Annotated in this window: 13 protein-coding genes; 4 read left to right on the plus strand and 9 right to left on the minus strand. The window is 69.4% G+C overall.

Translation table 11 applies throughout. The features are described 5' to 3' along the window. Nucleotides 1-6: 6 nt before the first annotated feature. Nucleotides 7-438, minus strand: a complete 432-nt coding sequence (locus tag ACH413_RS27835) for a GNAT family N-acetyltransferase (protein ID WP_360031391.1) — start codon at nucleotides 436-438, stop codon at nucleotides 7-9. A gap of 106 nt (nucleotides 439-544) precedes the next feature. Between ACH413_RS27835 and ACH413_RS27840 the strand changes: the two genes are divergently transcribed. Next, nucleotides 545-1,444, plus strand: coding sequence for a M48 family metalloprotease (locus ACH413_RS27840; RefSeq protein WP_360031389.1), 900 nt, complete (start codon nucleotides 545-547; stop codon nucleotides 1,442-1,444). 3 nt (nucleotides 1,445-1,447) lie between these two features. Here ACH413_RS27840 and pgl read toward each other — a convergent pair whose 3' ends face one another. From pgl to tkt, 6 genes are read right to left on the minus strand one after another with little or no spacing between them, the layout of a single operon-like run. Then, a complete protein-coding gene (gene pgl / locus ACH413_RS27845; protein ID WP_360031387.1) occupies nucleotides 1,448-2,227 on the minus strand; it encodes a 6-phosphogluconolactonase in 780 nt (259 codons plus the stop codon). Continuing rightward, entirely contained in the window at nucleotides 2,224-3,243 is a 1,020-nt protein-coding gene (gene opcA / locus ACH413_RS27850) for a glucose-6-phosphate dehydrogenase assembly protein OpcA (RefSeq protein ID WP_360031385.1), read from the minus strand. Before opcA ends, pgl begins: the two co-directional genes overlap by 4 nt. Next, the gene (zwf, locus tag ACH413_RS27855) at nucleotides 3,240-4,727 is read right to left on the minus strand and encodes a glucose-6-phosphate dehydrogenase (protein ID WP_360032503.1); all 1,488 of its coding nucleotides are present in this window, start codon (nucleotides 4,725-4,727) and stop codon (nucleotides 3,240-3,242) included. The genes opcA and zwf overlap by 4 nt, the downstream gene beginning before the upstream one ends. 50 nt (nucleotides 4,728-4,777) lie before the next feature. Then, nucleotides 4,778-6,364: a glucose-6-phosphate isomerase gene (locus tag ACH413_RS27860; RefSeq protein WP_360031383.1), complete on the minus strand. Its 1,587-nt coding sequence runs from the start codon at nucleotides 6,362-6,364 to the stop codon at nucleotides 4,778-4,780. A gap of 25 nt (nucleotides 6,365-6,389) precedes the next feature. After that, nucleotides 6,390-7,502 (minus strand): transaldolase, encoded by a 1,113-nt coding sequence (tal, locus tag ACH413_RS27865; protein WP_360031381.1) that lies wholly within the window; start codon nucleotides 7,500-7,502, stop codon nucleotides 6,390-6,392. Nucleotides 7,503-7,506: 4 nt separating this feature from the next. Beyond that, nucleotides 7,507-9,591, minus strand: coding sequence for a transketolase (gene tkt, locus ACH413_RS27870; protein ID WP_360031379.1), 2,085 nt, complete (start codon nucleotides 9,589-9,591; stop codon nucleotides 7,507-7,509). A gap of 253 nt (nucleotides 9,592-9,844) precedes the next feature. On the opposite strand from tkt, the gene ACH413_RS27875 reads away from it, so the two are divergent. The 3 genes from ACH413_RS27875 to ACH413_RS27885 are packed head-to-tail and all read left to right on the plus strand — an operon-like array spanning nucleotide 9,845 to nucleotide 13,054. Beyond that, nucleotides 9,845-10,765: a heme o synthase gene (locus ACH413_RS27875; protein WP_093601302.1), complete on the plus strand. Its 921-nt coding sequence runs from the start codon at nucleotides 9,845-9,847 to the stop codon at nucleotides 10,763-10,765. A 22-nt stretch (nucleotides 10,766-10,787) separates the two neighbouring features. Continuing rightward, nucleotides 10,788-12,773, plus strand: a complete 1,986-nt coding sequence (locus ACH413_RS27880) for a hypothetical protein (protein ID WP_360031378.1) — start codon at nucleotides 10,788-10,790, stop codon at nucleotides 12,771-12,773. Nucleotides 12,774-12,805: 32 nt separating this feature from the next. After that, on the plus strand, nucleotides 12,806-13,054 hold the full coding sequence (locus tag ACH413_RS27885; protein ID WP_360031376.1) for a three-helix bundle dimerization domain-containing protein: 249 nt from the start codon (nucleotides 12,806-12,808) through the stop codon (nucleotides 13,052-13,054). On the opposite strand, the gene ACH413_RS27890 is transcribed toward ACH413_RS27885, so the two are convergent. Together ACH413_RS27890 and ACH413_RS27895 are read right to left on the minus strand one after the other, a co-directional pair. Next, nucleotides 13,038-13,340, minus strand: coding sequence for a hypothetical protein (locus ACH413_RS27890; protein ID WP_360031374.1), 303 nt, complete (start codon nucleotides 13,338-13,340; stop codon nucleotides 13,038-13,040). The genes ACH413_RS27885 and ACH413_RS27890 overlap by 17 nt on opposite strands. Before the next feature lie 23 nt (nucleotides 13,341-13,363). Continuing rightward, complete coding sequence (locus tag ACH413_RS27895; protein WP_396425289.1) at nucleotides 13,364-14,014, minus strand: HD family phosphohydrolase; 651 nt, start codon at nucleotides 14,012-14,014, stop codon at nucleotides 13,364-13,366. Between the last annotated feature and the right edge of the window lie 3 nt (nucleotides 14,015-14,017).

The raw sequence follows: 14,017 nt of genomic DNA on the forward strand, positions 1-14,017 counted from the left end.
GGCCGGTCAGGCCCACCACTTGATGAGGTTGGTCTGCTCCTTGCGCACCACGTATCCGTTGGCCGCGTAGAACTCCCGCGCGTGCACCCGGTTCGCCCCGGTCACCAGACGGATGCCGGCGGCACCATCGGCCCAGGCCCACTCCTCACCGGCGGCCAGCAACGCCCTCCCCACGCCCCGGCGCTGGTGGCGTGGCGAGATGGCCAGCGTGATCAGGTTCTTCAGCGGCCGGTGATAGGTGTTCTCGTAGTCGCTCAGCTGGATGTAGCCCAGCACCTCGGCGCCGTCGTCGGCCACGAACAGCACCACGTTGGGTACCTTGATGATCCGCGCGAGCTGGGCCGCCGTGTCCTCCAGCGGGAAGTCGTAGTCCAGCGCCTCGCGGTTGATCTGGTGGATCGCCGGCGCGTCTTCGGCCAGCACGTCCCGGATCTGCAACTCGCCCCCTCGGTCGACTCCTCCAGCTAACCACGCTGGGCGAGACGGGCGACTCGGCTGGACACAAACGGGATCGCGCTGGAACGCTCGGACCCGAGGTGATGACGTGCGCGCTCCCCGACGACGCTTCGACATGTCCGCCGTGATCGAGTTGCTGCTCGGGGTGCCGACGGTGCTGAGCAGCCTGCTGATCATCACGCTCGTCGGCAGAGCCGTGACGCCGGAGACACCGTGGCTGTTTCCGGTGGTGTGGCTGGTTTCCGGCGTGATCGTGTTCCTGCCGGCCACGGGCAAGCTGCTGGCGGCGCTGGTGCACGGGATGCGCGGGCCGACCGGGACGGAGCGGGCCGCGCTGGAGCCGTTGCTGGAAGAGGCGTGCGGGGCGGCCGGGGTGGATCCCGGGAGGTACCGGCTGCGGATCCAGAACTCCAGGGAGATCAACGCGATGGCCGTCGGCGGGCACGTCGTGGGGGTGTCGACGGCGGCGTTGCAGTTGCCGCGGAAGCAGCTCGAAGCGGTGCTGGCGCACGAGATCGGGCACCACCTGGCCGGGCACACGAAGATCTCGTTGCTGCGCTGGTGGTTCGAGCTGCCGGCGCGGGCGGTGGTGTGGCTGGTCGTCGTCGCCGGGGTGGGCATCTACGTGGCGGGCGACAAGATCGGCACGACCGGGGCCAGGGTCGTCAGCTTCGTGCTGATCGTGGCGCTCGGCGTCGCGGCTGTGCTGATCAGCCCGTGGGTGTTGCTGGTGCCGGTGATCGCGCCCCTGCTGGCACTGGCGAGCAGGAGGGCCGAGTTGCACGCGGACCGGGTCGCGGCCGAGCTCGGGTACCGGCTGGTGCTGCTGGAAGTGTTGCAGCGCTGGGTGAAGGAAGGCTACGACGAGCAACGGGCCCACGCCGGGTTCAAGGCTCGGATGCTGGCCTCGCACCCGTCGTGCGCGCTGCGCATCAGCAAGCTGCGCGGAGAAAGGCGAAGGCCCCTGAGCCGGAGCCCAGGGGCCTGAACGTCACGCCAGCGGTGGCTTGAACAACGCCGGTACCGCCGAGGCGGCCGCGGTGTCCAGCAACCACAACGTCCTGCGGCGGCCCGTGGCACCGGCCGCGGGGATCTGCACCTCGCCGGCGCCGTCCAGCGCCATGGCCACGGCGGCGGCCTTGGCCTCACCGGTGGTCATCAGCCAGACCTCCTGCGCGCACCGCGTCGACGCCAGCGTCAGCGACACGCGCGTCGGCGGCGGCTTCGGGCAGTTGCGCACGGCCACGACCGTCCGCTCCTTCTCGTGCACGGCAGGAGAATCCGGGAAGACCGACGCCACGTGGCCCTCCTCGCCGACGCCCAGCAGGCAGACGTCGAACGTGGGCACGTCGCCGTGGTCCTCCGGCCGCGCAAGGGAAGCCAGCACAGCGGCGTAGGCCTCGGCGGCGGCCTCGGGGTCGTCGCCGAACTTGCCGTCCGAAGGCTCCATCACGTGCACCCGCGACGGGTCCAGCGGAACGTGGTCCAGCAGCGCGGCACGGGCCTGCGTCTCGTTGCGGTCCGGATGTCCCGAAGGCAGGAAACGCTCGTCGCCCCAGAACAGGTCGACCCGAGACCAGTCCACCGCGTCCCGCGCGGCACCCCGGTTCAGGTGCTCCAGGACGGCGGTGCCGGTGCGGCCGCCGGTCAGCACGACCGACGCGTAGCCGCGGGCGGCCTGGGCGTCGACGATGCGGGTCACCAGGCGGGCCGCCGCGGCGGCGGCCAGAAGGTCGCCGTCGCGGTGGACCACCACTTGCGAATTGCTCACGAACCAGCCTTCGCCTTCGACTTCTTGGGTGCGGCGGAACCGTTGGCGGACTCCGCTGCGGGAGCCTCGTCGGCCGGCTTCGCCGCGGAGTGCGCACGGCCCCTGGAGATCTTCGACAGCGACTTCAACGCCGCCGCGTAGACCTCGTCGGGGTCGAGCCGGCGCAGTTCCTCGGCGAGGCAGTCGCGGACCGAACGACGCTGCAGCGCCACGCGACGCGACGGCTGGCCGGGCTGTTCGAGCGTGCCCACCTTGCCGTCCGGGCGGTGCAGGTCGACGGCGCCGGACGGACGGTCCAGCTTGACCTGCACGATGCCCTCGCCCGAGGTCGCCTTGTAGCGCCTGGCCGAGACCTTCAGCTTGTCGGTCAGCCAGGCCGCGAGGAGGTCGGTGGACGGCGAGTCGGCCTCACCGGTCACCTCGGCCTCGGTGATCTTCTCGTACGGCGGCAGGTCCAGCGACGCGGCGAGCATGGCGCGCCACAACGTCAGCCGCGTCCACGCCAGGTCCGTGTCGCCCGGCGCGTAGTGCGCTCGCCGGGACTCCAGGGCCTTGATCGGGTTCTTCTCGGCCGCGGCGTCGGTGATGCGACGCTGCGCGAGCTGACCGATCGGGTCCTTGGACGGCGACACCGGCGCGTCGAACGGCCACCACGCCACGACCGGGGTGTCCGGCAGCAGCAGCGGCATGACGCACGAGGCGCCTTCCTTGGCCAGTTCGCCGTACAGGCGCAGGACGACGACTTCCGAGGCTCCGGCGTCGCCACCGACGCGGATCTGCGCGTCCAGGCGAGGTGCCGCCTGACGAGCACCGCGGGCCACGACGATCACGCGACAGGGGTGCTCGCGCGAAGCGTCGTTGGCCGCGTCGATCGCGGCGTCGGTGCGCTGGCCGTCCTCGGTCACGATCACGAGGGTCAGCACGCGACCGAGGGTCGTCGCACCGCCTTCGTCCCGCAGCCGGACCAGCCGCGAGTTGATCTGGGAGGTGGTGGTCGAGGGCAGGTCGATGATCACGGACGCCTCCAGTGCCTTCCGGTGCGAGCCGTCATCGCGTCCGCCGAAGGCGGCCCCCACGTACCGGCCTTGTACTTCTCGAGCGCGGGTTCGTCCTTGCGAGCCCAGAACTCCAGCACCGGGTCCAGGATCTCCCAGGACAGCTCGACCTCGTCGTTCTTCGGGAACAGCGACGGCTCACCGAGCAGCACGTCGAGCAGCAGCCGCTCGTAGGCCTCCGGCGACGACTCGGTGAACGAGTGGCCGTAACCGAAGTCCATCGTGACGTCGCGAACTTCCATGGTGTTGCCCGGCACCTTCGACCCGAACCGGATCGTCACGCCCTCGTCCGGCTGAACCCGGACCACCAGGGCGTTCTGACCCAGTTCCTCGGTCGCCGTGTCGTCGAACGGCAGGTGCGGCGCCCGCTTGAACACGACGGCCACCTCGGTGACACGACGGCCCAGGCGCTTGCCGGTGCGCAGGTAGAACGGCACCCCGGCCCAGCGACGGGTGTTGACCTCGCAGGTGATCGCGCCGAACGTCTCGGTCTTCGACTCGGGCGAGAAACCGCCCTCCTCCAGCAGACCGGGGACCTTCTGGCCGCCCTGCCAGCCACCGGTGTACTGACCGCGCGAGGTGGTCTCCTCGAACGGCTGCGCGGGACGCGTCGCCGAGAGGATCTTCACCTTCTCCGCGCGCAGGTCGGCCGGCTTGAACGAGACCGGCTCCTCCATCGCGATCAGCGCGAGCAGCTGCAGCAGGTGGTTCTGGATGACGTCGCGCGTCGCGCCGATGCCGTCGTAGTACCCGGCGCGGCCACCGAGACCGATGTCCTCGGCCATGGTGATCTGCACGTGGTCGACGTAGTTCGAGTTCCAGATGGGTTCGTACAGCTGGTTCGCGAACCGCAGCGCCAGGATGTTCTGCACGGTCTCCTTGCCGAGGTAGTGGTCGATGCGGAACACCGACTCCTCGGGGAAGACCTCGTTGACCGTGCGGTTCAGTTCCTTGGCGGACTTCAGGTCGTGACCGAACGGCTTCTCGATGACGACGCGACGCCACTGGTCGGGTGCTGTCTGGGCGAGGCCCGCGCGCTTGAGCTGGTTGACCACCGTCGGGAACGCGCCCGGCGGGATCGACAGGTAGAACGCGTGGTTGCCGCCCGTGCCGCGCTCGGCGTCGAGCTGGGCCAGGCACGAGGCCAGGTTGTCGAACGACTGGTCGTCGTCGAACGTGCCCTGCACGAACCGGATGCCCTCGGCGAGCTGCTGCCACACGGCCTCGTTGAACGGCGTGCGCGCGTGCTCCTTGACGGCGTCGTGGACGACCTTCATGAAGTCCTGGTCGGCCCAGTCGCGGCGGGCGAAGCCCACCAGACCGAAGCCCGGCGGCAGCAGACCCCGGTTCGCGAGGTCGTAGATCGCGGGCATGAGCTTCTTGCGCGACAGGTCACCGGTGACACCGAAGATGACCAGCGCGCTCGGGCCCGCGATGCGGGGCATGCGCTTGTCGCGCGCGTCCCGCAGCGGGTTGTGCCACTTGGCGGATGTGGTCACGAGCCGTCCTCCTGGACTGCCTCGACGAGCTGGGCCAGTCCGGCGATGCGGTCCTCGAGGTGAAGACGCAGCACCGGGCGACCGTGTTCGGCCAGGACCTGACCGTCGCCGAGCGCCTGCGCGAGCTGCAGCTGCGCCAGCGTGTAGGGACGGCCGGGCACCTCCAGGTCGTCACCGGACTCGCCGGTGATCTGGATGAACACGCCGTTCTGGTGACCGCCCTTGTGGTACTGGCCGGTCGAGTGCAGGAAGCGCGGACCCCAGCCGAACGTGGTCTGCAGGTGCGTCCTCTTCGCGATCTCCGCACGGAGCAGCTCGAACGACGCGTCGTCGATCCTGTCCAAGTACGCCTGAACCGAGATGTAGCCGTGGTCGGGCGCCACTTCAACGATCGCCGCAAGCGCTTCCGCGACGGTGTGGACCTTGCGCGGCGCCCAGTCCGTGCCGTGTCCCTCGACCGGACCGTCCACGAAGGACGGGACGGTCGCGGCGACGGCCGGCGCGTCGAGCAGCGCGCGGGAGGCCTTCTTCGCGGCCTCGACGTCGGGCTGGTCGAACGGGTTGATGCCGAGCACCCGGCCGACGAGCGCGGTCGCGTACTCCCACAGCAGGAACTGCGCGCCCAGCGGACCCTCGACCGCGATGTTCGCCGACCCGGTGGCCGGTCCGATCGCGACGGTGGTGGCGTCCGAACGTGCGTTCACGAAGCCTTCGGCACCGGGACCTTCGACGACGACCGGCAACAGGCCGGTGCCGTTCTTGCCCGTCGACTCGGCGATGAGCTGCTCGGCCCAGTCGCCGAAGCCCTTGATGCCGGACCCGGTGTCCGCGAAGACGATCTTCTCGGCACCGTGCGCGTGCGCGGCGCCGAAGACACCGGCCAGCACGACCGCCGGGTTCTCCGGGGAGTCCTGCGACACGACCTTCGCGACCTCGGCCGCGTCGTCGAGCAGCGTCTCGACGTCCGCACCGGCCAGGTAGGACGGCACCAGGCCGAACGCGGTCAGCGCCGAGTACCGGCCACCGACGTTCGGGTCGGCCAGGAACACCTTGCGGTAGCCCGCTTCCTCGGACGCCTTCTGCAGCGGCGAGCCGGGGTCGGTGACCACCACGATGCGGGACGCGGCGTCGATGCCCGCGTCCGTGAAAGCCTTCTCGAAGATGCGCCGGTGGCTGTCGGTCTCGACAGTCCCTCCGGACTTGGACGACACCACGATCACCGTGCGCTCGAGATCACCGGCAAGGGCGTCGGCGACCTGGGCGGGATCGGTGGTGTCCAGCACGACCAGGGGCACGCCGGCCGTGCGCGTGATCACCTCGGGGGCCAGCGACGAGCCACCCATGCCGGCGAGGACGACGCGGTCGACGCCCTCGGCGTGCAGTGCGGCGCGCAGCGCCACGAGATCGGGGAGCAGCGCACGGGACGTCTCGTGCAACGTCGTCCAGGAGAGGCGAATGCTCGCCTCGGACTCGGCTTCCGGCCCCCACAGGGTCGGGTCCTGCGCGGTCAGCTTGCTCGGCACCGAATCCGCGACCAGGTCAGCAGCGATGATGCTGACCTGGTCGGCGTTCGGTGACCTCACGATTTCGACGGAGGTCACTTCGTGATCAGCCCTTCAGTTGAGCCAGTTGGTTCGTCACCGTCTCGAGCAACTCTTCCCAGGACTTCTCGAACTTCTCGACACCCTCGGTCTCGAGGACCTTGAACACGTCCTCGAGGTCGATTCCCACGGCGGCGAGCTGGTCGAACACCTCCTGGCCCTGCGCGACACGTCCGGTGACCGTGTCACCGGTGATCTTGCCCCCGTCGGCGACGGCGTGCAGCGTCTTCTCCGGCATCGTGTTGACGACGTCGGCGACGACGAGCTGGTCGACGTACAGGGTGGGGGAGTAGCTCGGGTCCTTCACGCCGGTCGACGCCCACAGTGGACGCTGCGCGTTGGCACCGTCCGCCTTGAGAGCCTCCCAGCGCTCGCCCTGGAACGTCTTCTCGAACGCTCCGTAGGCGATGTACGCGTTGGCGAGAGCGGCCTTGCCCTTGAGCGCGGTCGCCTCGTCCGTGCCGATCGCCGCCAGCCGCTTGTCGATCTCGGTGTCCACACGGGACACGAAGAACGACGCGACCGAGTGGATCGAACGCAGGTCGTGGCCGTTGGCCTTGGCCTGCTCCAGGCCGGCGACGTAGGCGTCCATGACGGCCTGGTAGCGCTCGGTGGAGAAGATCAGCGTGACGTTGACGCTGATGCCCTCGGCGATCGTCTTGGTGATCGCCGGCAGGCCCGCCTCGGTGGCCGGGATCTTCACCAGCAGGTTCGGCCGGTCCACGGTCTTCCACAGGTCCTGCGCCTCGGCCACGGTCTTGTCCGTGTCGAACGCCAGGCGCGGGTCGACCTCGATGGAGACGCGGCCGTCCACACCCCCGGTCGAGTTGTAGATGTCGCGGAACTTGTCGCACGCGTTGCGGACGTCCGTCGTGGTGACCTCGCGGATGGTCGCCTCGGTGTCGGCACCGCGGTTCGCGAGCTCGCGGACCTGCTCGTCGTAGGACTCGCCCTTCGAGAGCGCGCCCGCGAAGATCGTCGGGTTCGTCGTGACACCGACGACGTTCCAGTCGCGGATCAGCTCGTCCAGGTTGCCGCTGGTGAGCCGCTCACGGGACAGGTCGTCGAGCCAGATGGAAACTCCGGCGCCAGAGAGGGCGTCGAGGTTGGGCTTGCTCACTGGATTAACCCCTCACTCGGTCAAGGGAACGGCGGGCGGCGGCCACGACGTTCTCGGTCGTGAAGCCGAACTCCTTGAACAGGACCTGGTAGTCGGCCGAGGCACCGAAGTGCTCGATCGAGACGATCTCGCCGTTGTCGCCGACGTAGCGGTACCACGGCTGCGCGATGCCGGCCTCGACCGCGACGCGGGCCTTGACCGCCGACGGGATGACCGACTCGCGGTACTCGGCGTCCTGCTTCTCGAACCACTCGATCGACGGCATCGACACCACACGCACTGCAACGCCGTCGGCCTGCAGGGCCTTCCCGGCCTCGGCGGCGATCTGCAGCTCAGAGCCTGTGCCGATGATCACGATCTCGGGGTTGTCGTCACCGAAGAGCACGTAACCACCGCGCTTGACGCCCTCGGCGGAGGTGCCCTCCAGCGTCGGCAGGTTCTGCCGGCTGAGCGCGAACCCGACCGGGCCGAGCTGCTCGATGGTGGCCTTCCACGCGTACGCGGTCTCGTTCGCGTCACCGGGACGGATCACGGTGAAGTCCGGGATCGCGCGCAGGGCGGCGAGGTGCTCGATCGGCTGGTGCGTCGGGCCGTCCTCGCCCAGGCCGATGGAGTCGTGCGTCCACACGTACGTCACGGCGGCCTGCATGATCGCGGCCAGCCGCACCGACGGGCGCATGTAGTCGGAGAACACGAGGAACGTGCCACCGAACGGGCGGGTCGGGCCGTGCAGGGCGATGCCGTTGAGGATCGCGCCCATCGCGTGCTCGCGGACACCGAAGTGCAGCACGCGGCCGTACGGGTCGGCGTTCCACATGCCCGTGGAGATCGACGGGGGACCGAAGGACTTGGCGCCCTTGATCGTCGTCAGGTTGGACTCGGCCAGGTCGGCAGAACCGCCCCACAGCTCGGGCAGGTGCTTGGCCAGCGCGTTGATGACCTCACCGGAGGCCTTGCGGGTCGGCACGCCCTTGGCGTCCACCGGGTAGACCGGCAGGTCGGCGTCCCAGCCCTCGGGCAGCTCGCGGGCGACCAGGCGGTCCAGCAGCTTCTTGTTCTCGGCGTTGGCGGACGCCCACGCGTCGAACGACTTCTGCCACTCGGCCTTGGCGTGCTCGCCGCGCTTCACGACCTCGCGGGCGTGCGCCAGGACCTCGTCGGCGACCTCGAAGGTCTGCTCGGGGTCGAAGCCGAGGATCTGCTTGGTGGCCTTGACCTCGTCGACGCCCAGCGCGGCACCGTGCGCGGCGCCGGTGTTCTGCTTGTTCGGCGCCGGGTAGCCGATGATCGTGCGCAGCAGGATGAAGGACGGCTTGTCGGTGACGGCCTTGGCCTTCTCGACGGCCTCGAGGATGCCCTTGACGTTCTCGCCGGACTCCACGACCTGGACGTGCCAGCCGTAGGCCTCGTAGCGCTTCGCGGTGTCCTCGGACAGCGCGATCGTCGTGTCGTCCTCGATGGAGATCTTGTTGTCGTCGTAGAAGACGACCAGGTTGCCCAGCTGCTGCGTGCCCGCGAGCGACGAGGCCTCGGAGGTGACGCCCTCCTCGATGTCACCGTCGGAGGCGATCACGTAGATGTGGTGGTCGAACGGGCTGGTGCCCTGCGCGGCGTCCGGGTCGAAGAGACCGCGCTCGCGGCGGGCGGCCATGGCCATGCCGACGGCGGAGGCGAGACCGGAGCCCAGCGGGCCGGTCGTGATCTCGACACCCCTGGTGTGGCCGTGCTCGGGGTGACCCGGCGTCTTCGAGCCCCACTTGCGCAGGGTCTTGAGGTCCTCGACCTCCAGGCCGTACCCCGACAGGAACAGCTGCACGTAGAGCGTCAGGCTGGAGTGCCCGGCGGAGAGCACGAACCGGTCGCGGCCGATCCAGTCCGCGTCCGCGGGGTCGTGCCGCAGCACGCGCTGGAACAACGTGTACGCGAGCGGGGCAAGGCTCATCGCGGTGCCGGGATGGCCGTTGCCGACGTTCTGCACGGCGTCCGCCGCGAGCACGCGCGCGGTGTCCACGGCGCGCTTGTCGAGCTCGGTCCAGTCGTCAGGCAGATCGGCCTTGGTGAGCCGGGTGATGTCGTCGGTGACGGTCACGGACTTACAGCTCCAAACTTGTCGCTAAGGCGGGTCTGCGACGCGTCCGTGAATCGATCCCGAACGGCCTGACCCGCTTCTCTCCCACGTCCTCCGGCCAGCCTAGTCCTGAGAGATTCAGATGTTGCTCTGAAAGGTCCCAGGCACGTGTGTGCCGGGGCACACCAGCACCCGAACGGGCTGTGAATTCTTTGCGCGGTTACCATCAGTCGCTGGATTTCACACCTGTCTCAACACGAGGAGCGTTCCCGCGATGAGTGCCGTCCTCGAGGCCCCCAGGTCGCCTCGCCAGGTTGTTGGCGCTTACGTGGCGCTCACGAAGCCGCGGGTCATCGAGCTCCTGCTGATCACCACGATCCCCGCGATGCTGCTGGCCCAGCACGGCCTGCCGCCCCTGTGGCTCATCGCCTGCACCCTCACCGGCGGCACCCTCGCCGCGGGGTCGGCAAATGCCCTCAACTGCTTCGTCGACGCCGACATCGACTCGGTCATGAAGCGGACGGCGGCCCGGCCGCTCGCGCACAACGCCATTCCGCCGCGCAACGCCCTGATCTTCGGCATCGTGCTCGGAATCGTCTCGTTCGCGTTCCTCTGGATCTTCGTCAACCTGATGTCGGCCGCGTTCGCGGTGGCGACCATTCTCTTCTACATCTTCGTGTACACGCTGGTGCTCAAGCGCCGCACCTCCCAGAACATCATCTGGGGCGGCATGGCGGGCTGCATGCCGGTGATCATCGGCTGGTCTGCGGTGACGGGCACCGTCGAGTGGCCGGCGCTGGTCATGTTCGGCGTCATCTTCTTCTGGACGCCGCCGCACACCTGGGCCCTCGCGATGAAGTTCAAGGAGGACTACGCCCGAGCAGGCGTGCCCATGCTGCCCGTGGTGGCGACAGCTCAGCAGGTGACGCGGCAGATCGTGATCTACAGCTGGATCACCGTCGTCTGCACGCTGGCCCTCGCTCCGGTCACCTCCTGGATCTACGTTGCGGTCGCGGCGCTGTCCGGCGTGTGGTTCGCCGTCTTCGCGCACAAGCTGCACAACGTTGTTCGCCGTGGCGGGTCCACGAACACCATGAAGTTCTTCCACATGTCGAACCTCTACCTGATGCTCGTGTTCTGCGGTCTCGCCGTGGACGCCGTTGTCGGGTTGCCGGTGCTTGGCTGGCCGTTCTAGCTGCACCTCCAGTCGTACGGCTGTGGCGCCCGTTGAGTTCACCGTCACCGGTGGTGAAGGTTCACCACTGGACTTCGTCGCGGCCCTGACACCCGCGTCCTCCCTGGTCGTGATCACCGATCCGGGCGGCTGGGCGCAGGTCAGCCAGGGGCTCGCGGTCGGATCGACCGGGTCCGCCGTGGTCAAGACCGAGGTGCGGGTGCTGCGGTTCGCGGTGCTCGACCTCCGGCACTTCTCGTCGGCCTCGTCGCTGCCGTCGCTCGCGGACGTGCCCGGCGACGTCGTGGCGCTGCACGACACGCGTTCGTGGGACTCGGCTCCGGTGGTCGCGTCGTTGCGCGGCCTGGGCCGGCCGGTCGTGCTCTTCACCGCCGTGCACACCTGGGTGTCCGGTGTGGACGCTTCCTCGGCGCTGATCGGGTGGAGCGCGCCGCACGTCGTGCTCGCGGTGCCGCGCGGTTCCGGCGAGGGGCGGCTGGAGGACGTCCTCTGGCAGTTCCGGGAGCTGGAGCGGCGGGGCGCGATGACCTACACCTCGCTGCCCGCGCCGCCGGTGGTCGCGGACCGCGCGGTCACCGTGATGGTCGCGCTGCCCGGAGCGACCCAGGGCATCGCGGGAGCGTTGCGGCCCGGCGGCGACTACGAGGTGTGGGCGCGCGTCGGGGCGCACAGCACCGTGCTGCCGGGTGACCTGGGACTGCGGGCCGTGCTGAGCATGCCGGGGCGGCCGGTCCAGTCCGAGTCGTTCGTGCTGCCCGCGGACGGGCCCAGCTCGTGGGTGAGCTTCGAGGTCACGACGCCGTACGCGGCAGTGCCGTGGACCGGTGAGCTGGTCATCTACCACGGGGTCGTGCCGGTGCACGTCCAGCAGGTCGTGCTGCCGGTCGGCGCGGGCGAGTCCCGGACGGTGCCGCGGCTGAAGCTCTCCCGCACGTTCGCCGACCTCCCGCCCTCGTCGTCGCGGGCAGCGTCCGTTCTCGTGCTCGGCGACCGGGCGCTGGTGTCGGCGGGCGGGGTGCCGTCGTGGGTCAGCCTGGCCGGCTGCGCGCTGCCGCTGCCGGCGTTGTCCGCGCTGGATCCCTGGTACGGCAAGGACTTCCCGGCCTACTGCGCGGATCTCGCGTTCCTCGCCCGGCAGGGGGCCGAGGTGTACTCGCGGCTGTTCGGCGATCTCGGACTGGCCGACGCGATCCGGCGGGCGGCGCGGGTGACCGGTCGCCCGGCCGGGTTGATGATCGCTTCGCCGGACGCCGGGCCGGTGCCGTGGCCGATGATCTACGACCTGCCGTTCACGGACGGTCCGCACCGGTTGTGCGCGTCGGTCGGGCAGTTCGGGCCGTTCGGTGCCGGGGGAGAGGTGCCCGCGCACTGCCCGGTGGCCGACCACAGCGGGAACGTGTTGTGCCCCTTCGGGTTCTGGGGTCTGTCGAGCGTGCTGGAGCACCCGGCCGGGCCGCTGGTGGCGCGCGTCTCGCCGCGCCCGTGGCCGTTCGAGGTGTCGATGGCGGTCGACGCGGGGATGGATCGCGGCCTCACCGAGCGGCACGTCACGGAGCTGATGTCGCAGATCTCGCCGGAGGCGGTGTCCTCGGCCTACGTCACCCCGGCTGAACTGGGGCTCGTGTTGGCCGGTGAGTCGATGGACGTCGTGCACCTGCATTTCCGCGAGGGGTTCCTCGACGCCGAGGAGATCGCACGGTGGGATCGCGAGGGTGTGTGGCCGCGTCCGCACTGGCCCGTGCGCAAGCCGTTGGTCGTGGGGACGTCACCGATGGCCGCCCTGGTGCCCTCGTTCGTCGAGCACGGCGCGTCGGGCGTCGTCAGTCCCGAGGTCGCCGTGCCGCAGGACATGGCCGGCTGGGTCACGGGCATGATGCTGTCGCGGCTGGCGGCCGGCCTGCGCGCCGGTGACGCGTTGCGGCAGATCCGGTGGGAGATGCTCAGTCGTGGCAACGTGATGGGGCTCGCGTACGCGTTGCACGGAAGCGCGGATCTCCGGCTTCGCTGAACCGACGGGGCCGGCTGATCGTTTACCTCGGCATGCTGAACTCGCAGGCCCAGATCCGTCAGGCCGTCGCGGAACTGACCGAGGCCTTCGGTGACCGGGTGCCGGACGAGGTGATCGAGGAGGTCGCCGCCGCCACGCACGCCGAGCTGCTCCGCACGGCGACGGTGGGCACTCATCTCGCCGTGCTCACCGCACGACGCGCGGCCCGTGAACTCGCGTTCACCGCCATCGGGGTCACGATGCCTCAACAGCAGACCGCGGGCCTCACGCCTGCTCGCTGACCCGGAGGTAGACGGTCTCGGCGCGGCTCACAGCCGTGCGCGCAAGCCGTGACAACTCACTGAGGTGCGCGAACGCGGCATGGAAGTCCATGTCGACGAGAGGTGCCCACGACAGTGCGACGTCGTGCATGCGCGCTGGATCGGCTTTGACGAGCTGCGCCACGAGGGCAGCAGGGAGCGCGACAACGTTGTCTTCGGGCAGAGGCGCCCACACCTCGTTGAACACCTCATGCCACACGACAACCGCTTCGCGCGGGTCGTAGTCGCCGGCCGCGACCGACTCCACGCCGTTTCGGATGAAGAACGTGCTCAGGACGCCACCTTGGTCAGCAGGTCCTCGACGCACGGGTCGTCGAGGGACTCAACGATGCACTTCCACAACAGGAGGTTCGTCTCGGCCCACTTGGTGTAGGTCGCGGCGGCCTCCGAGTCGTAAAAGTAGTAGCCCTCGTCGGCTTTGCCCACCTGCTCGCCCACGATCTTGTGCGCGAGTTCGCGCAACGTGATGCCGTTCTCCTGGAGGTACTTGTGCGCCAGGACGACCGGCGTGACCGGCAGTGCCTTGAACAGCGTGTCCGCGTCGGACAGCGCCTGCGCCTCCAGCGAGATGTCGCGGGAGCGCGTGCGCATCTCGGCCTCGACGACGATGCGTTCGATCCACTCGATGTCGCCCAGGGAGACACCGGCGACGAACAGCACCTTGCGGCGCAACGCCTCGCCGTCCGTGGGCAGCGAGTTGCGGCGGACCATGTAGTTCAGGTCGTGCACCAGCGCGGCCACCTCGACGACGTCCGCCGCGGCACCGTTGCGTCCGGCGAAGTGCACGGACTTGTCCCGGACGAAGCTCACGTGGTGCCAGCCGTGGAACTGCAGCTTCGCGGCCAGGTCCTCGCACAGCCGCCTCACGCGCTGCTCCACGTCCGCGATGACAGACCTCGGAATCAATGTGCGCGTACGCATCAT

The organism is Lentzea sp. NPDC020367 (assembly GCF_044387305.1).
Classification (GTDB): Bacteria; Actinomycetota; Actinomycetes; order Mycobacteriales; family Pseudonocardiaceae; genus Lentzea.